20 protein-coding genes are annotated in these 16,605 nt (G+C 74.7%); 7 read left to right on the top strand and 13 right to left on the bottom strand.

Translation table 11 applies throughout. The features are described 5' to 3' along the window. The first annotated feature begins 9 nt into the window (after window positions 1-9). The gene (locus tag SMD20_RS03410) at window positions 10-582 is read left to right on the top strand and encodes a hypothetical protein (protein ID WP_329574717.1); all 573 of its coding nucleotides are present in this window, start codon (window positions 10-12) and stop codon (window positions 580-582) included. A 29-nt stretch (window positions 583-611) separates the two neighbouring features. Then, a complete protein-coding gene (locus SMD20_RS03405) occupies window positions 612-1,370 on the top strand; it encodes a type 1 glutamine amidotransferase (protein WP_329574716.1) in 759 nt (252 codons plus the stop codon). Here the strand turns inward: SMD20_RS03405 and SMD20_RS03400 are convergent. After that, window positions 1,339-2,079, bottom strand: coding sequence for a sulfite exporter TauE/SafE family protein (locus SMD20_RS03400; protein ID WP_329574714.1), 741 nt, complete (start codon window positions 2,077-2,079; stop codon window positions 1,339-1,341). The genes SMD20_RS03405 and SMD20_RS03400 overlap by 32 nt on opposite strands. Before the next feature lie 67 nt (window positions 2,080-2,146). Here SMD20_RS03400 and SMD20_RS03395 point away from each other — a divergent pair, with 67 nt between their 5' ends. Further along, window positions 2,147-2,818, top strand: a complete 672-nt coding sequence (locus SMD20_RS03395) for an endonuclease V (RefSeq protein WP_329574712.1) — start codon at window positions 2,147-2,149, stop codon at window positions 2,816-2,818. 9 nt (window positions 2,819-2,827) lie between these two features. Here SMD20_RS03395 and SMD20_RS03390 read toward each other — a convergent pair whose 3' ends face one another. Next, a complete protein-coding gene (locus tag SMD20_RS03390) occupies window positions 2,828-3,202 on the bottom strand; it encodes a hypothetical protein (RefSeq protein ID WP_329574710.1) in 375 nt (124 codons plus the stop codon). 90 nt (window positions 3,203-3,292) lie between these two features. Further along, entirely contained in the window at window positions 3,293-3,958 is a 666-nt protein-coding gene (locus tag SMD20_RS03385; protein WP_329574708.1) for an NADPH-dependent F420 reductase, read from the bottom strand. A gap of 94 nt (window positions 3,959-4,052) precedes the next feature. On the opposite strand from SMD20_RS03385, the gene SMD20_RS03380 reads away from it, so the two are divergent. Then, complete coding sequence (locus SMD20_RS03380; protein WP_329574707.1) at window positions 4,053-4,400, top strand: winged helix-turn-helix transcriptional regulator; 348 nt, start codon at window positions 4,053-4,055, stop codon at window positions 4,398-4,400. A 3-nt stretch (window positions 4,401-4,403) separates the two neighbouring features. On the opposite strand, the gene SMD20_RS03375 is transcribed toward SMD20_RS03380, so the two are convergent. Together SMD20_RS03375 and SMD20_RS03370 are read right to left on the bottom strand one after the other, a co-directional pair. Next, window positions 4,404-5,198, bottom strand: coding sequence for an HAD family hydrolase (locus SMD20_RS03375; protein ID WP_329574705.1), 795 nt, complete (start codon window positions 5,196-5,198; stop codon window positions 4,404-4,406). Window positions 5,199-5,233: 35 nt separating this feature from the next. Continuing rightward, on the bottom strand, window positions 5,234-5,710 hold the full coding sequence (locus SMD20_RS03370) for a DUF2283 domain-containing protein (RefSeq protein WP_329574703.1): 477 nt from the start codon (window positions 5,708-5,710) through the stop codon (window positions 5,234-5,236). Window positions 5,711-5,831: 121 nt separating this feature from the next. Between SMD20_RS03370 and pyrF the strand changes: the two genes are divergently transcribed. Next, complete coding sequence (gene pyrF, locus SMD20_RS03365) at window positions 5,832-6,656, top strand: orotidine-5'-phosphate decarboxylase (RefSeq protein WP_329574701.1); 825 nt, start codon at window positions 5,832-5,834, stop codon at window positions 6,654-6,656. Beyond that, the gene (locus SMD20_RS03360) at window positions 6,653-7,084 is read left to right on the top strand and encodes an SRPBCC family protein (RefSeq protein ID WP_329574699.1); all 432 of its coding nucleotides are present in this window, start codon (window positions 6,653-6,655) and stop codon (window positions 7,082-7,084) included. The genes pyrF and SMD20_RS03360 overlap by 4 nt, the downstream gene beginning before the upstream one ends. On the opposite strand, the gene leuA is transcribed toward SMD20_RS03360, so the two are convergent. Continuing rightward, complete coding sequence (gene leuA, locus SMD20_RS03355) at window positions 7,044-8,810, bottom strand: 2-isopropylmalate synthase (RefSeq protein WP_329574697.1); 1,767 nt, start codon at window positions 8,808-8,810, stop codon at window positions 7,044-7,046. The two genes, SMD20_RS03360 and leuA, sit on opposite strands and share 41 nt — an antisense overlap. Window positions 8,811-8,990: 180 nt before the next feature. On the opposite strand from leuA, the gene SMD20_RS03350 reads away from it, so the two are divergent. After that, a complete protein-coding gene (locus SMD20_RS03350; protein WP_329574695.1) occupies window positions 8,991-9,707 on the top strand; it encodes a FadR/GntR family transcriptional regulator in 717 nt (238 codons plus the stop codon). Window positions 9,708-9,722: 15 nt separating this feature from the next. On the opposite strand, the gene SMD20_RS03345 is transcribed toward SMD20_RS03350, so the two are convergent. The 7 genes from SMD20_RS03345 to SMD20_RS03315 are packed head-to-tail and all read right to left on the bottom strand — an operon-like array spanning window position 9,723 to window position 16,604. Continuing rightward, window positions 9,723-9,935, bottom strand: coding sequence for a hypothetical protein (locus SMD20_RS03345; protein ID WP_329574693.1), 213 nt, complete (start codon window positions 9,933-9,935; stop codon window positions 9,723-9,725). Between the two features lie 50 nt (window positions 9,936-9,985). Continuing rightward, window positions 9,986-10,870 carry a ribokinase gene (gene rbsK / locus SMD20_RS03340; protein WP_329574691.1) on the bottom strand — a complete coding sequence of 295 codons (885 nt, stop codon included), beginning with the start codon at window positions 10,868-10,870 and terminating at the stop codon, window positions 9,986-9,988. Further along, a complete protein-coding gene (locus SMD20_RS03335; RefSeq protein ID WP_329574689.1) occupies window positions 10,867-12,204 on the bottom strand; it encodes an ADP-ribosylglycohydrolase family protein in 1,338 nt (445 codons plus the stop codon). The genes rbsK and SMD20_RS03335 overlap by 4 nt, the downstream gene beginning before the upstream one ends. Beyond that, on the bottom strand, window positions 12,201-13,340 hold the full coding sequence (locus tag SMD20_RS03330; protein ID WP_329574688.1) for an ADP-ribosylglycohydrolase family protein: 1,140 nt from the start codon (window positions 13,338-13,340) through the stop codon (window positions 12,201-12,203). The genes SMD20_RS03335 and SMD20_RS03330 overlap by 4 nt, the downstream gene beginning before the upstream one ends. Continuing rightward, complete coding sequence (locus SMD20_RS03325; RefSeq protein WP_329574687.1) at window positions 13,337-14,302, bottom strand: ADP-ribosylglycohydrolase family protein; 966 nt, start codon at window positions 14,300-14,302, stop codon at window positions 13,337-13,339. Before SMD20_RS03325 ends, SMD20_RS03330 begins: the two co-directional genes overlap by 4 nt. Window positions 14,303-14,307: 5 nt before the next feature. Continuing rightward, on the bottom strand, window positions 14,308-15,294 hold the full coding sequence (locus SMD20_RS03320; protein ID WP_329574685.1) for an ADP-ribosylglycohydrolase family protein: 987 nt from the start codon (window positions 15,292-15,294) through the stop codon (window positions 14,308-14,310). Beyond that, entirely contained in the window at window positions 15,291-16,604 is a 1,314-nt protein-coding gene (locus SMD20_RS03315) for an ABC transporter substrate-binding protein (protein ID WP_329574684.1), read from the bottom strand. Before SMD20_RS03315 ends, SMD20_RS03320 begins: the two co-directional genes overlap by 4 nt. Window position 16,605: the final 1 nt, after the last annotated feature.

The following is a 16,605-nucleotide window of genomic DNA, read 5'->3' as shown; positions in this document are numbered from 1 at the left end:
GGTTAGATCATGTCAAATGGTGCCCGTCATGCCCTCGGAGTGGTCGCCGGACTGCTCCTTCCTCCTCTGACGCTCGACGGCCTCCTCTACGGCGTCGGCGAGATCTCCTTCCAGACGCGCTCCGCGAACCCGTCTCTGACGTTCGACGCCCTTCGCCACGGCGTCGGCGAGATCTCCTTCCCCGCGTACTCCGCGTACCAGTTCCCGTGGTACGCCGTCGGCGCGCTGGCCGCCACCGCGGTCGTCCTGGCCTTCCTCGCCGGCTCGCGGCTCTCGCCCGTCGCCTCGCTCCTCGGCGGGCTCTGGTACACCGCGTTCGGCCTGGCGCCCCTGCTCGAGTTCATGGACGGGCCGCGGCTGCTGCCGCATGGGCTGCTGCCCGCGCGCGTGTACGAGGGCTACGTGATCCTCGGCTACTCGGGGGCGCTGCTGGTCGTGGGGGTGATGCTGCTGACCGTCTCGCTGTTCCCCTCGCGGTGGCGGGCCGCCGCCCCCAAGCCGCTTGCCGTCTCCCCCGCGTACGGGCAGGGGAGCTCGCCGTACCTGCCCGAGGACGCCACGAGGCCGATGTACCGCGAGTAGGCCGCGCGCGGCCTGGCAGAATGCGGGCCATGCGCGATCTGATGGGCAGTCCGGTGGGCAAGGTGCTAGTGGTGCAGAACAGCAGGAGCGGCGGTCCGAGCCGGGTGGGCGGCTGGCTGGAGGACGCCGGCCACGAGCTGGACGTCGTGCTCGCCCACGAGGGCGCCGCGCTCCCCGACCAGCTGGAGCACGACGGCATGATCATGCTCGGCGGCGGCTACCTGCCGGGCGACGACGACCGGGCCCCCTGGCTGGCCGATGCCCGGCGGCTGGTCGGGCAGGCGCTCGCGGAGAGCGTCCCGCTGTTCGGCATCTGCCTGGGCGGCCAGATGATCGCCGAGGTGGCGGGCGGCGAGGTCACCGGTGACACGGGCGCGCCCGAGAACGGCAGCCTGCCCGTCACGATCCGGCCGGAGGCGGCGGCCGACCCGCTCTTCCACGGGCTGCCCCCGGTGGTGCCCGCCGTCGAGCACCACAAGGACGCGGTCACCGGGCTGCCGCCCGGCGCGGTGTGGCTGGCCGAGACGGCGGCCTGCCCCTACCAGGCGTTCCGGGTGGGCGAGCGGGCCTGGGGGGTGCAGTTCCATCCCGAGGTGCTGCCCGCGCGCATCCGCGAGTGGGAGGCCGACGGCTTCGACCCGGACGAGGTCCACGCGCGGGCGGTGGCCGACGAGCCGGTGTCCACCCCGATCTGGCACCAGGTGACCCGGCGTTTCGCCGCCCTGGTCGCCGAGCACGCGGCGGCGCGGGCGGCGGCTAACCCGCGTAGGAGTCCCAGCCGAGCTTGACCGCCACGGCGACCCCGCAGGCGGCGGCCAGGTACCGCAGGCTGTGGCCCGGCAGGCGGCGGGCGATCTTGGGGCCGATCCAGCCGCCGATCAGGAAGCCCGCCGCCAGCGGCGCGGCCGCCGCCCAGTCCACCGGGCCGAACAGCGCGAAGCCGAGGGCGGCGACCGCGTTCGCCAGGCCGGACAGCACGTTCTTCATGGCGTTCAGCTTGGCGGCGGGGTGGGCGAACATCGCGGAGAGCACGGCGAACAGCAGGATGCCGCCGGCCGCGCCGAAGTAGCCGACGTAGATCGTGACGGCGAACAGCGCGAGCTTCCCCAGCACTCCGTGATCGCCGCGCGCCTTGCCCGAGGGCGGCCGGGCCAGCAGGAGCGAGGCCACTCCGATCAGCCAGGGCGCGATGAGCTCGAACGTTCTCCCCGGGGTCACCAGCAGCAGGAAAGCACCGGTCGCGCCGCCCAGCGCGGCGACCGGGCCGAGGCGCAGCATCGGACCGCTCTCCCCCGCGAGCTCCGGGCGGGAGCCCGCGGCGGCGCCGACGGCGGTGAAGACGAGGGCGACGGTGTTGGTGACGTTCGCGGTCAGCGGGGGCAGGCCGAAGGCGAGCAGGGCGGGATAGGAGACGATCGAGGCGAGGCTGACGACCGTGCTCACCACGCCGGCCGCGACACCGGTGCCGAGCAGGCCCAGCACATCTCCGACGATCACCCGGTCATGCTATGGCTTGTCCGTGCCGTCGGGGCCCGCGGCCCGGTCAGGGGGTACCTTGTGCCGGGTGCGAGTACAGCGGCTCCATCCGTGGCCGGACACGGTCGAAGAGGCGGAGGCGGTCCAGGACCGGCTCCGCCCGCGCGTCGAACTGTCCGGGCCTGCCTCCTTCGACCTGGTGGCGGGCCTGGACGTGCACTACCACGGCGACGGGGAAGGAAGCGGCGGTGAGCTCACGGCGGCCGTGGTCGTCATGGACGCCGGCACGCTCGCCGTGGCCGAGCAGGTGGTGGTGCGCGGGAAGGCGGCCTTCCCGTACGTGCCGGGGCTGTTCGCCTTCCGCGAGCTGCCCGCGCTCGTCGAGGCACTCGAACGGCTCACCGTCACGCCCGACCTGCTGGTGTGCGACGGGTACGGCCTGGCGCACCCGCGCGGGTTCGGGCTGGCGTGCCATCTCGGCGTGCTGACCGGGCTGCCCGCGCTGGGGGTCGGCAAGACGCCGTTCGTCGGGACGCACGAGCCGCCGGGGCCGGAGCGGGGGGCCTGGACGCCGATCACGTACGACGGCGCCGTGGTGGGCCGCACTCTGCGCACCCGGCCGGGCGTCAAGCCGGTGTACGTCTCCCAGGGCCACCGCGTCTCCCTGGACACCGTCACCGCCCAAGTGCTCCGCCTGGCCCCCCGCTACCGCCTCCCCGAGCCGATCCGCCGCGCCGACCACCTCGCCCGCCACCCCTGAACCCCGGGGTCAGCGGCGCCAGGCGGCGACGAGCAGCCACACGCTGAGGCCGAGCAGCGCCATCCCGAGCGGCACGTGCCCGGCCACCGCCCCCGTCCCGCCGAGCATCGACTGCACGAACCCGAGCAGCAGCACCCCGAGCGCCACCAGGGCCGGCCAGCCCGCGCCGCGTCCCGGCCGCCACAGCAGCACGGCGGCGACGAGCTGGGCCAGCCCCAGCACGTGCACGGCCAGCGCCCCCGACGCGTGCAGGCCCGCGCCGCCCTCGCTCAGGAACTGCCCGGCCGTCACCCCCTGCGCGAGCACGGCCAGCGTGTTCAGCACCGTCACGGCCCGGAACGCGGTCACGTACCCGTTCCTCACGGCCACCTGCGTGGTCACCACGGACACTCTCCTTCACACTCCCGCGAACACGTGACCACCAGGATCATCCGCGGGGAGCAGCCGGGCATCCGCCGTGGGTGGTGATCATCGCTACACCCCAGGGCGTACGCCGTGGGCGCCGGACTGCTCCAGCGGGGGCAGCACGGCCTGGGCGTCCGCGCCGCCGAACCACAGCCCGATCATGAACGCCGCCGTGGCCTCGAGCTGCGTCACCCGGGCGAGGCCGCCGCCGTCCAGCGGGGTGCAGCCGAGGCCGGACACCAGCGTGCGCGCCGCCGCCAGCGCCACCGGGTCGTCCCCGCACAGCGGCACGGCGAGCGGCCGCCCGCCGAACACCGGCGGCGTCATCCGCCACACGTCCACGTGGCACAGGTTGAACGCCTTGACCACGTGACCGCCGCTGAGCCTGCCGATGAGCAGGGCCGGCGAGCGGGCCGGGTCGTAGGCGGACGGGTCCGCCGCGTTGGTGACGTCGACGAGCGGCTTGCCGCGCAGCGCGCCGCCGCAGGCGGTCAGCACGTCCACGAGCCCCGCCTCCCGCACCGCCACCACCACGACCTCCCCGAACGCCGCCGCCTCGGCCCAGCTCCCCGCCCGGACCCCCGCGACCTCTCCGGCCGAGGCGGCCATCCGGGCGGCGCGGGCGGCGGTCGCCGCCGCGTCCCTGCCGCTGATCATGATCTCGTGCCCCGCCCCGGCCCACTGCGTGCCGAGCGCGTCCGCCATCCCGCCCGCGCCCAGGATCCCGATGCGCATGTACGTCCTCCTCCTGTGAAAGGGTTTCCTCGGTGGGAGCACACTAGAAAGCCTGATACACACCGTTCGGTGCCTGACGAGGGAAGGGTCCGCGTTGTTCCTCGCCGACTGCCAAGCCCGGCTGGCGTTCGACCTGCTCGGCAACACCTGGAACGCCGTCGTGCTGTGGTCGCTGCGGCACGGCCCGCGCCGCCCGGGACGGCTGCGCGAGGAGATCGGCGGCATCAGCACGAAGGTGCTCACCGAGACGCTGCGCCGCCTGGAGTACAACGGCCTCGTCACCCGGCACGCCTACGCCGAGGCGCCGCCGCGCGTCGAGTACGAGCTGACCGAGCTCGGCCGCAGCCTGCTCGGCCCGGTGGGGGCGGTCGGCGAGTGGGCCTTCGCGCACGCCGACGAGGTCATGGAGGCCCAGGACCGCTGGACCGACCCGCCCTCGTGAGCGTCAGCCGTACAGACGTTCCAGCACCGCCGCGACGCCGTGCTCGTCGTTCGAGAGGGTGCGGCGCGGCACCGACGCGAGCACCGTGGCATGCGCGTTGGCCATCGCGTACCCCAGGCCCGCGTACGTCAGGACCGCCAGGTCGTTCGGCATGTCGCCGAAGGCCACCACCTCGCTCGCCGGCACGCCGTGCGCCCGGCAGACGCGGTCCAGGGCGGCGGCCTTGGTCACCCCCGGCGCGGTGATCTCGACGAGCCCGCCGCCGCCCGACTGCGTGATCTCGGCCAGGCCCTTCATGGTCGCCAGCACGGCGGCGATCATCTCGTCGGCGGTGTGCGCCGGCGAGTGGGCGAGCAGCTTGATGATGGGCTCCGCCTCCTCCGTCACCGAGACGACCTCGCGGTAGAACGCCAGGTCCTCGGGAACGCGCCGGGTGTAGGCGGCCTCGGCCAGCACGCCCCGGCCCGTCTCGGCGGCGAGCCCGACCCCCGGCAGCGCCTCGGCCAGGGCGAGCGCGGCGCGCCGGGCGGCCCCGGGGTCGAGCGGCAGGCTGTCGGTGATCTCGTCGGTGTCCAGGTCGTAGACGATGGCCCCGTTGCTGCAGATCGCGGTGCCCGTCACGCCCGCCTGCTCGGCGATCTCGCGCACGCCCCGTGGCGGCCTGGCGGTGACGAAGACGATCACGGCTCCGGCCGCGCGGGCCAGCCGGAGCGCGTCCCTGGTGCGGGGCGAGACGGTGCGGTCGGAGGTCAGCAGGGTGCCGTCGAGGTCGGTGGCGACGATACGGGGAGAGTTCACGGCAGGTAACGTACGCCTGCCCGGGTCGGGGCGGCTCACATGCGCATCTCCGACGGCAGCCGGGCGGCGGCGTTCATCAGCTCCACGCCGATCAGCCGCCCCTTCTCCCCGTAGTCGAGCACGGCGTCCTCCGCCACCACCTGCCGGACGGCCTCGCCGGGCAGGATCTCGCGTTTCATCGCGATGTAAGCAAGGTCGTGCTCTCTGTCCCAGGTGACCCAGACGGTCTGCGCCCGCGGCCCCGGCGAGACGTCATCCCAGTTCAGCAGCCCTTCCCTGGCCTCGTGCGAGCCGGTGACCGCGGCCCGCACCATGGCCAGCGCCAGCTCGGCCGCGCCCAGCGAGTCGGGCCCCGTGACCTTCCTCTCGTGCTCCCATCCGTCGAGCCCGTCGATGCGGTAGGGGCACGACCACTCCCCCGTCGGCTCCTCGTACGGCATGCCGACCGTGACGACCACGTCACGGGGCGGATCGCTGCGCAGCGGCAGCACCCGGTGGGCGATCTCGTACATGCTTGCTGCCTTACCCCTGCCGCCGCCGCCGGAAGACTGGTGAACGGGAACGGTCGGTCTCCTGTTCACCCGAGCGGCCCGTCCCGTAGGGTCGCCGCATAACCGTGCGAAGGGGTTCACCATGAACGAGTCGTTCGGGGCACGCCTGCGAGCCAGGCTCGACGCGTGCGGGCCGCTGTGCGTCGGCATCGATCCGAGCCCGGCCCTGCTGGACGCCTGGGGGCTGGACGACTCGCCGTCCGGGCTCGAACGCTTCAGCCGGACGGTCGTCGAGACCGTGGCGGAGGTGGCGGCCGTGGTCAAGCCGCAGTCGGCGTTCTTCGAGCGGTGGGGCAGCCGTGGCGTCGCCGTCCTGGAACGCGCCATCGCCGACCTGCGCGAGGCGGGCACGCTCGTGCTGCTGGACGTCAAGCGGGGCGACATCGCCAGCACGATGACCGCCTACGCCGAGGCGTACCTCGACCGGGGCAGCCCGCTGGCCGCCGACGCCGTGACGCTGAGCCCCTACCTCGGGTTCGGCTCGCTGACGGGTGCGATCGCCTCGGCGGTGGCCAACGACGCGGGCGTGTTCGTGCTGGCCCGCACCTCCAACCCGGAGTCGGCGGAGCTGCAGCGGCTGGTGGCCGGGCAGGTCATCGCGGGCGCGGCCGCGGCGAACGCGGGAGCGGCGCCGTTCGGGCCGGTGGGGGTGGTCATGGGCGCCACGCTGACCGAGGTGGAGCATCCGCTGACCGAGCTCAACGGGCCGATCCTGGTCCCCGGGGTGGGCGCGCAGGGCGCGTCGCCGGCCGACGTGGCGCGGCTGTTCGCGCCGGTACGGCACGCCGTCCTGCCGTCGGTCTCGCGGGCGGTGCTGGCCGACCCGAAGCGGCTGCGCGGCCGGGTCCTGCACTACCGGGACGAGTGCGCAGCCCACCTGACGCCCGAGGCGGCGGGCAGGAGGTGACCTTCCGCACCCGCGTCGCCGTGGACGCCCCCGCCGAGCTGGTGTGGCGGACGATGGCGGACGTGACCCGCTGGCCGGAGTTCACGCCGACGATGACGAGCGTGCGCCTGCTGGACGACGAGCCGTTCGGCGCCGGCAGCCGGGTGCGCGTGAAGCAGCCCGGCATGCCGGCCCTCGACTGGATGGTGACGGCGCTCACGCCGGGCCGCTCGTTCGTCTGGGAGACGGTGGCCGCGGGCGTCACGATCGCGGCGGGGCACGTCGTGGAGGCGGCCGAGCGCGGCCGGGCCGCCGTGGAGCTGTCGATCACCCGCCGCGGGCTGCTGGCGCCGGCCCTCGCCCTGCTGACCGGCGCCCGCACCCGCCGCTACGTGCGTACGGAGGCGCTCAGCCTGAAGCGCCGCTGCGAGCGGGAGTCCCCGGGCTGACCCCGTCGCCCGCCAGGGCGGCGTTGACCGCGGACAGCACCGCGTGCACCGACGCGGTGAGCACCGAGGTGTCCAGCGCCACGCCCCAGCGCGTCCGGCCGGCGACGCGCGCCTCCACGTAGGCCACGGCCTCGCCGGCCGCGTCCGTCCCGAGCGCGTGCTCGGCGTAATGGAGGATCTCCACGTCGAGCCCGTCGGCGGCCAGGGCGGCCGTGAGCGCCGACAGCGGGCCGTTGCCGGTGCCGTGCAGGCGGCGGCCGGAGCGCAGCGTGCCGGTGAAGACGTGCTCGCCCGGCCCGGCCGGGGCCGTCGTCCATTCGGCGAGCGCGCCGGGCTCGCCGGGGGCGACGTAGGCGGCGCGGAAGAGGTCCCACAGCTCCTCGGCGGTGATCTCCTCGCCGCTGCCGTCCGTGGCCCGCTGCACGACGGCCGCGAAGTCGATCTGCAGGCGGCGCGGCAGCTCCAGGCCGTACCGGCTGCGCAGCAGGTAGGCGATGCCGCCCTTGCCCGACTGGCTGTTGACCCGGATGACCGCCTGGTAGTCGCGGCCCACGTCGGCCGGGTCGATCGGCAGGTACGGCACCTCCCACGGCGCCTGCTCGGGCGGCACGCCCAGCTCGGCGGCGCGCTTGGCGTGGTGGGCCAGGCCCTTGCCGATGGCGTCCTGGTGGGTGCCGGAGAAGGCGGTGTGGACGAGGTCGCCCGCGTACGGGTGGCGGTCGGGCACCGGCAGGCGGTTGCAGTGCTCGACCACGCGCCGGATCCCGTCGAGGTCGGAGAAGTCGATCATCGGGTCGACGCCCTGGGTGTGCAGGTTGAGCGCGAGCGTGACCAGGTCGACGTTGCCGGTGCGCTCGCCGTTGCCGAACAGGCAGCCCTCCACCCGCTGCGCCCCCGCGAGCACGGCCAGCTCGGCGCAGGCCACGCCGGTGCCGCGGTCGTTGTGCGGGTGTACGGAGAGAATCACCGCGTCCCTGCGGTCGAGGTGGCGGTGCATGTACTCGATCTGGTCGGCGTACACGTTCGGGGTGGAGATCTCGACCGTGGCCGGCAGGTTGTGGATCACCGGGCGGTCCGGCGAGGCGTCCCACAGGGCGGTCAGGTCGTTGCACACCTCCAGCGCGTAGTCCGGCTCGGTGAGGTTGAAGACCTCCGGCGAGAACTCGAAGCGCACGCCGGGCAGGCCCTCGGCGAGCCGGGCGATCTGCCCGGCGGCGTCCATGATCAGGGCGCGCAGCTCGCGCCGGTCGTGGCCGAGCACGACCTCGCGCCAGGTGGGCGCGGTGGCGGTGTAGAGGTGCACGACCGCGCGCGGCAGGCCCTCCATGGCGGCGAAGGTGCGCTCGATGAGGTCCGCGCGGGCCGCGGTGAACACCACGGGCGTCACGTCCTCGGGCAGCGCGCCCGGCGCGGCCAGTTCGCGGACGAAGTCGAAGTCGAGCCGGCTGGAGGACGGGTAGCCGACCTCGATCTCCTTGAACCCCATGCGCGTCAGCAGGGCGAACATCGTGCGCTTGCGGGCCGGGTCCATCGGCTCGGCCAGGGCCTGGTTGCCGTCGCGCAGGTCGACGGGCACCCAGAGCGGGGCGTGCGTGAGGCGGCGCGCGGGCCAGGAGCGGTCGGCGGCGAGGGGGACCTCGACGCGCTCGTGGGCGGGGCGGTAGCGGTGGGAGGGCATGCCGCTGGGGCGCTGCCGGTTCCATGGGTGCCGGTTCCAGGGGTGCATGTCGGTCGGGTTCCTTGTCGTCCGTCTCCGGTGGGGGAAGACCGGCACGATCGGGCCACCGCGACGGGGTGCCGGTCCGGTCAGGCCCCGCCGCGGCGGCCGAGGAGGAGACCGTACGACGTCATGGGCGCTAGACTAACCACACCACAGGTCCTCAGACAACCTGAGAGGTTCTTTCCGATGCCCCTCGGCTCCCTCCGCCCCAGCCCGCTCGTCGAACAGGCCACCGAGCACCTGCGGGAGCAGATCACCCAGGGCGAATGGCCGGTCGGCACCCGCCTGCCCGGCGAGAACGCCCTCGCCAAGGCGCTCGGCGTCGGCCGTTCCACGGTCAGGGAGGCGCTGCGGGCGCTCGCCGGGGCCGGCCTCGTGCAGGCCCGGCAGGGCTCCGGCGTCTACGTCATCGCCACCGAGCCGGCCGAGGACTGGCCGGCCCGGCTGCGCCGCGCCGCCATCACCGACGTGTACGAGGTCCGCGTCATGGTCGAGACCCGCGCGGCGCGCCTGGCCGCTGAGCGGCGCACCGAGGAGGACGTCGCGGCGCTGGAGGCCGCGCTCGCGGCCCGGCACGCCGCCGCGACCGGGAGTGACGCCGGGAGTGACGCCGGGAGTGACGCGGCGTTCGTGGACGCCGACATCGCGTTGCACGCGGCGGTCGTCGCGGCGGCGGGGAACCCGGTGCTGACGGACCTGTTCGCGGAGTTCGCCCCGGTGCTGCGGGAGCGGCTGATCGATCTGGTGGAGCTGCTCGGCCTGCGCGAGCACGATCCCGACCCCGGGCACGCCTCGCACGCCGCTCTGGTGGACGCCGTCCGGCGCGGCGACGGGCCCGCCGCCGAGGCCGTCCTGCAGGCCGAGCTGGAGCAGACGCTCGCCCATCTGCGCGCCCGCGCCTGAGCCGGCGGGGAGCGGTCAGCCGGTGGGGCCGATGTCGGGACGGGTGACGTCCTCCTCGTTCTCCTCCGGCTCCTCGTACGGATGCGGCGGGTCGAGGTCCTGAGGCATGTCGGCGGAGACCGGACGGCGGTTGCGCGGCGTGCCGCAGCTGGAGCGCTCGGCCACCACGTCGCTCTCCCCGTCCACGCCGCCGACGGCTTCCGGCAGCTCATAGGGCATCTCGCTCATGTACGTCCTCTTCCCCCGTATCGCCCGGCCACCGCCCCCGGCGGCGCTGGTCAGGCCAGGAATTCCTCGATCTCGCGCCGGTGCGGCATCGAGGTGCTGGCGCCCTCGCGCAGCACCGACAGCGCCGCCGCCGCGGTGGCGAAGCGGAGGGCGTCGGCCATGGGCCGGCCTTCGGCGCGGGCCACCGCCAGCGCCCCCACGAACGTGTCCCCGGCCGCCGTGGTGTCCACCGCCTTGACCTCGGCGGCCGGCACCCGCAGCCGCTCCCCCGAGCGCGACCCGTAGAGCGAGCCCGCGCCGCCGAGCGTGATGACGGCCTCCTCGACCCGCTCCAGCAGGGCGTCCAGGGCGGCGTCCGGATCGGCGGCGCCGGTGATGGCGGCGGCCTCGTGCTCGTTCGGGACGATCATCGTGACCGCGTCGAGCAGTTCGCCGGGCAGCGGCTGCGCGGGCGCGGGCGTGAGGACGACCGGGACGCCGGCGGCCCGCCCGGCCTCGGCGGCGGCCACGACGGCGGGCAGCGGCAGTTCGAGCTGGAGCAGCAGCGCCCGCGACCCGGCGATGGCCGCGATATCGGCGTCCGTGGGGCCGGTGACGGTGCCGTTCGCGCCCGGGACCACGATGATGGAGTTGCCGCCGTCGTCGTCCACGACGATGTGCGCGATGCCGCTCGGTCCCGGCACCTGGCGCAGGCCGCGTACGTCCACCCCGGCCCCGGCCAGCGCGGCCCGCATCTCGGCGCCGAACCCGTCGTCGCCGACCGCGCCGAGGAAGGCCACCTCCGCCCCGGCCCGCGCGGCGGCGACGGCCTGGTTGGCCCCCTTGCCGCCGGGCACGGTGCGGAAGCGGTGGCCGGTGACCGTCTCGCCGCGTGCGGGGGCCCGGTCGACGTAGGCGACGAGGTCCATGTTGGCGCTGCCGAAAACCGAGATCATGCCCGCATCATCTCCTGAGTACGCCGGGCCAGCTCGCCGAGGCTCACTCCGTCGAACCCGGTCAGGCTGCTGGCCAGGCTGTCGCGGATGCGCCACCGCTCCGGCACGTCCCCGGCGAGCGCGCCGCAGATCGAGCCGGCGGTGGCGCCCGCCGAGTCGGTGTCCCAGCCGCCGGCGACGGCTCCGGCGATCGTGGCGGTGAAGTCGCCCCGCCCGTGGACGAGGGTCGCGGCGACGAGGGCCGCGTTGTGGATGGTGTGCACCCAGTGGAGCGCGCCGTGCCGCTCGTGCAGCCGGTCCACGACGCGCTCGAAGTCCGGCTCGCGGGCGGCGTCCGCGACGGCCGCGCGTACGGCGCGGTGCAGGCGCGAGCCCGGCGGCACGACGGACAGGCCCGCCTCGACGACCTCCTCCGCCGAACCGGCGGTCAGCGAGGCCGCGCACATCGCGGCGGCGAACATCGCCCCGTAGATCCCGTTCGCGGTGTGGGTGAGGCGGGCGTCGCGCCAGGCGTACTCGGCGGCCGTGGCCGGATCGCCCGGGTTGACCCATCCGTAGACGTCCGTCCTGATGAACGCGCCGATCCACTCGCGGAACGGGTTGCGCCGGGTGGCCGTCGCGGGCGGCTCGACGCCGTCCAGCAGGTTGCGGTACGCCACCCGCTCGGCCGTGAACGTGCGCCCGGCCGGCAGCTCGTCCAGCCACAGCCGGGCCACGTCCTCGGTGGTGAAGCCGCGGCCGTGGCGCTCCAGGACGGTCAGCGCGAGCAGCGGGTAGTTGAGGTCGTCGTCCTCGGGGATGCCGTCGATGTTCTCGGCGAGGGAGTTGACGGCGCTGCGGCGGTTCCACGGCCAGCGGCGCGCGACGTCGTCCGGCAGGCCGCGGGCGGTGAACCAGCCGCGGATCGGCCAGTTGCCGGTGGCCTCGGCGATCTCCCTGATGCCCGCGCGCGGGATCTTCTCGACGGGCTTGCCGAGCACGCACCCGGCCGCCCGGCCCTGCCAGGCCGCCAGCACCCGCCGCGGGTCGGCCGTGCCGCCCGTCCTGGCGGCGGGCCAGGCGGGGCAGGCGGCGGCGATGTCGGCCAGCTCCGACGGCTCCTCCAGGGGCGACGGCAGGGCGGCCAGCTCGTCCAGCAGCTCCTCGGCCAGGCCGCGCAGCCGCGCCGCGCCCGCCTCGGACGCGCCGGCGCGCGGCGGGGCGTCGTGACCGCCCGCCGCGTGCCAGCGTTCTGCGACGTCGCGCACCCTGGCGGGGTCGCGGCCGTCCTCGGCGGCCTGGCGCAGCTCGTGCCCGACCAGGTCCTCCGGCTGGACCCAGGTGAGGCGGATCACGGGTGGTCCAGCTCGGCGAAGGCGGCCTCGGCGGCGCGCCGCCGCTCCTGGTCGCCGGCGCGCACCCGGCGCGCGACCGCCGCGATGGCGCGGCCGGGACCCACCAGGTCCGTACGGCTCGCCGCCCCCACCTGCTCCACCCACTCCGCGGGCACCGCTGCGAGCCCGCCGAGCGCGCCCGCGATGGCGCCGCCCATGGAGGCGATGGAGTCGGCGTCGCGCCCGTAGTTGACGCCGCCCAGCACGGTGTCGCGGTAGTCGCCCTTGGCGATCACCAGCATGCCGAGCGCCAGCGGCAGCTCCTCGATGCTGTGCACGCGGCTCGGCCGCCGCGCGCCGAGGCCCTGGTCGCGGTAGGTGTCGGCGACCGTGTCGTAGGGGCGCACGGCGGCCCGCAGCGTCTCGAACGAGCCCTCCCAGTGCCCGAGCCCGGAGGCGGCCTCGCAGACCGCCTCGATGGCGGCCCTGGTGCCGTCCTTGGCCAGGCGCAGGCAGGCGGCCACCACGGAGTCGGCGGTGGCGCCCGGCCGCATGGCCTCGGCCACGGCGGCGGCCATGACGCCCGCGGCCTCGCGGCCGTAGCTGGCCTGGTGGGCGCCGGTGAGGTCGATCGCCTCGGCGTAGGCGGCGTCGGGGTCGGCGGCGTTGACGATGCCGACGGGGGCGACGTACATGGCGGCGCCGCAGTTGACGATGTTGCCGACGCCGGCCTCGCGCGGGTCGGCGTGGCCGTAGTGCAGCCTGGCCACGATCCACTTCTCGGCCAGGAAGATCCGCTGCAGCGGCAGCGCCTCGGCCTCCAGCTCGGGGATCCAGCGCCGCTCGCCCATCAGCTCGGGCACCAGGTGCTCGGCCATCGCGTAGGCGTCGAGGTGGCGGCCGGCCTTCTCGTAGACGCGGATCAGCGCGTGCGTCATGAGGGTGTCGTCGGTGATGTGGCCGTCGCCCTTGTGGTACGGCGCGATCGGCCGGGCGTTACGCCAGTCGTCGTTGTACGGCGGCACGATCCCCTCCACGCGGCCGCCGTAGCGCTCGACGATCTGCTCGGGGGTCCAGCCCTCGGTGGCGCCGCCCAGCGCGTCGCCGACCGCCGCCCCCGCCACGCAGCCGGTCGCCCTGTCCTCAAGCGGCGTCATGCGAGTCCTTTCGTCAGTTCGATCAGATCCTGGCCCGCCAGTTCCGGCAGGCAACAGCCTGCCAGCGTACGGGCCGAGGCGGTCCACCCCTCCGGGATCGCCTCGAAGCCGGCGCAGGCCCCCGTGAGCGCGCCGGTCAGCGCCGGCGCCGAGTCGGCCAGCGCGGCCAGGCACGCCGCCGCGGGCACGGCCCTGGTCAGGTCGCCCCCGGAGGCCGCGGCCAGCGCCAGCGCCGCGGGCACCGTCTGGGCGGCGCCCACGCCGTAGCTGTAGACGTGGTCGAGCAGCGCCGCGTCCAGTGCGGGCACGGCGGCGAACGCCTCGCCCGCCCGCTCGGCGGCGCTCAGCGCGAGCCGGGCGTTGTGCCCGATCGCGGTGTCGTCGGGCAGCACGTCCAACGCCGCCCGCACCGCCCGCGTCACGTCGCCGGTGGCCACGGCCGTGGTCACGGCGGCGGCCATCGCCCGCGCGCCGAGCACGCCGTCCCCGGCGTTGGTGACCTGGGCGTCGTCCGACGGGTCCCTCCCCAGGACCCCGAACGCGACGGCCCGGACCGCGGCGGCGTCGTCGAAGTGGTGCGGGTTGTCGTGCCCGGACGCGGGCGGCTCGACGCCCCGCTCCAGGTTGTCGAGCGCGGTCCGCACCGAGACGCGCGCCCGCAGGTCCTTGCCGATCAGCTCGCGGAAGGCCGCGGCGCGCGGCCGGTCGGCGGTGAGCAGCGTCCAGGCGAGCCATTCGGCGTCGTCGGACGGGCCGACGGCCAGCGGCGCGGTCGGCTGGTTGAGCGCGAACGGCACCGGCAGCGTCGTGACCCGGTGCTCCTCGGCGAAGGCGTCGAGCTCCCGGTGCAGCCGCCTGCTCCAGGGCGCGTGCAGGGCCGCGCGGTGCCGGCTCGCGGGCCAGCCCGCGGCGTCACCGACGGCGAGCCCGGCGACGGCCCCTCTGATCCTGTCCCCCGACATGTCGGTCACCGTCCCTTCGCGGGCTCGCCGGTCAGCAGACCGGCGAGTTCGTCGGCGGTCTCCAGCACGTGCCGTCCCGCCACGACGGGCAGGCACTTGCCGGTCACCGGCCCGATACTGGCCGCCCAGCGGGCGGGCACGCCGCTCTCGCCCTGCCGCGCGCCGCTGACGGCCCCGGCTATGGCCCCGATGGTGTCGGCGTCCCGCCCGAGGCTCACCCCGAACGTCACCGCCGCCTCCACCTCGCCGCCGCCGGCCAGGAAGGCGGCCAGCGCGAGCGCGACGGCCTCCGGGGCGAGGTCGGTCCACGGGTAGTGCCGGACGACGACGGCCTCGTGCAGCGCCGTTTCGAGCTCGTCAGGCGCCGTGTCACCGAGGACGGCGCGGGCGCGGCGGATGTTCCTGGCGGTCCACGAGTCGCCGGGGATCACCGCGAGCGCGGCGTCCACGACGTCCTCGGACCCGGCGCCGCTCATCGCGGCGGCCACGGCCCCCGCGACCGCGCGACCGCCGAGTATGCCCTCGCCGGACCCGCTCACCAGGCCGTCCTGCTCCATCAGCCGGGCCGCCTCGGCCGGGTCGCCCGGGCAGAAGATCCCGTACGGGGCGGCGCGCATGGCCAGCCCGTCGGACCAGCCGTGGGAGTGGACCAGCCCGGTGAGCGGCGGCTCCAGCCCGCGTCGAAGCGCTTCGACGGTGCCCAGCTCCGAGAAGCCGGCGCCCCGCATCGGCCCGTCCACCCTGGGGATGATCTCTTCCCGGTACGCCCGCGCGACCAGCTCGGGAGTCAGCCCGTGGCCGTGCCGCGTGAGCAGCGAGGCGGCGAAGATGGCGTACTCGGTGTCGTCGGTGCCGCCGCCCTCGATCTCGGTGAGCCGGCCCCACCGCCGCCGGATCTCGGCCGGCGTCAGGTTCTCGGCGGGGGCCCCGAGGGCGTCGCCGGCCGCGAGGCCGAGCAGACACCCCCGGGCCCGTTCCCGGTAGGAGGTCACCGCTGGTACCGCTCCAGGACCTTGTTGCCCTCGTCCACGAGCCGCTTGGCCGCGTCGTCGAGGGTGATCTTGCCGGCGAAGTACTCCTGCAGCACCGGCGTGGCGACCTTGCTCTTCCACTCGTCGAACCCGTTCACCTTGAGGAACGGCGCGACGACGAGGTTCTTGGCGGAGGCGGTGGCCACGTCCCAGCCGTTCTCCTGGGTGGTGATCGCCGGGTCGGAGGCGGCCGACTGCGAGGTCGGCAGCAGCCAGTCGCCCTTGGCGAGCTTGGCCTGGTTGGGACCGTTGAGGAAGAAGGCCATGAACTTCATCGCCTCCTCGGGGTGCTTGCTGTCCTGGGCGATGGACAGCGTCTGCGAGACCGCGCCCTGCTCGGCGGTGGTGCCCTTCGGGCCGGGGAGGGTGACCCACTCGAAGCCGTCGGGAGCCTGCTCGGCGACCTGCTGGCGCAGGTACACGCCGGCCGGCAGCAGCGCGAACTTGCCCTTGTAGAAGGCGGGCAGCGGGTCGGCGGTGCCCTGGCCGAGCGCGTCGGGGTCGGCGGACTTGTCGGTGTGGAGCTGGTCGTAGATGCGCTGGAGCACCTCGCGCTCCTCGGGGCCGACCTTGACCGTGGTCTTGCCGTCGGCGGTCTGGAAGAACGTGCCGCCGAAGTTCAGCGCCAGGTTGAGCGTCTTGTTGACCGGCGACTTCATGGCCCAGGCGACGCCGAAGGTGCCGTCCTTGGTCATCTTCTTGGCGGCCTCGGAGAACTCGTCCCACGTCCACGGGTTGTCGGCGGTGGGGACGCGCACCTTGGCCGCGTCGAGCAGCTTCTTGTTGGCGATGATGACCTGCGACTCCTGCAGGAACGGCACGCCGTACACGCCCTGGCCGCCCTTGCCGTCGTCGAAGGTGACGGTGTCCCAGGCGGACTGCGGGATGTCGCCCTTCAGCTCGGCGGGCAGCTTGTCCTTGAGGTCGAGCAGGTAGCCGTCGGAGGCGAAGCCGGACAGCGCAGGCGAGTCGTTGTGGATGACGTCGGGCGCGGTGCCGCCGGCGAACTGGGTGACGAGCTGGTCGTTGACGTTGTCCCAGCTCCCCTGGACGTAGGTGACCTGGATGTTCGGGTTGGCCTTGTTCCACTCGTCCACGATCTGCTTGTTCGCGGCGACGGATTCCTTCTGCCAGGCCAGGCTGAGGAAATTGATCTTGACCGGCTCGCCGGAGGAGGACGACGACGAGGAGCCGCCGTCGCCGCCTCCGCTGCCGCACGCGCCGGCGAGCGCCACGATGGCGGCCGCCGCCAGAGCGGACTTGATACGCATG

Source organism: Nonomuraea sp. LP-02 (genome assembly GCF_036289125.1).
GTDB lineage: Bacteria > Actinomycetota > Actinomycetes > Streptosporangiales > Streptosporangiaceae > Nonomuraea > Nonomuraea bangladeshensis.
Note: the sequence above shows the minus strand (reverse complement) of the source record. Positions and strands in the feature narration are given on the sequence as shown.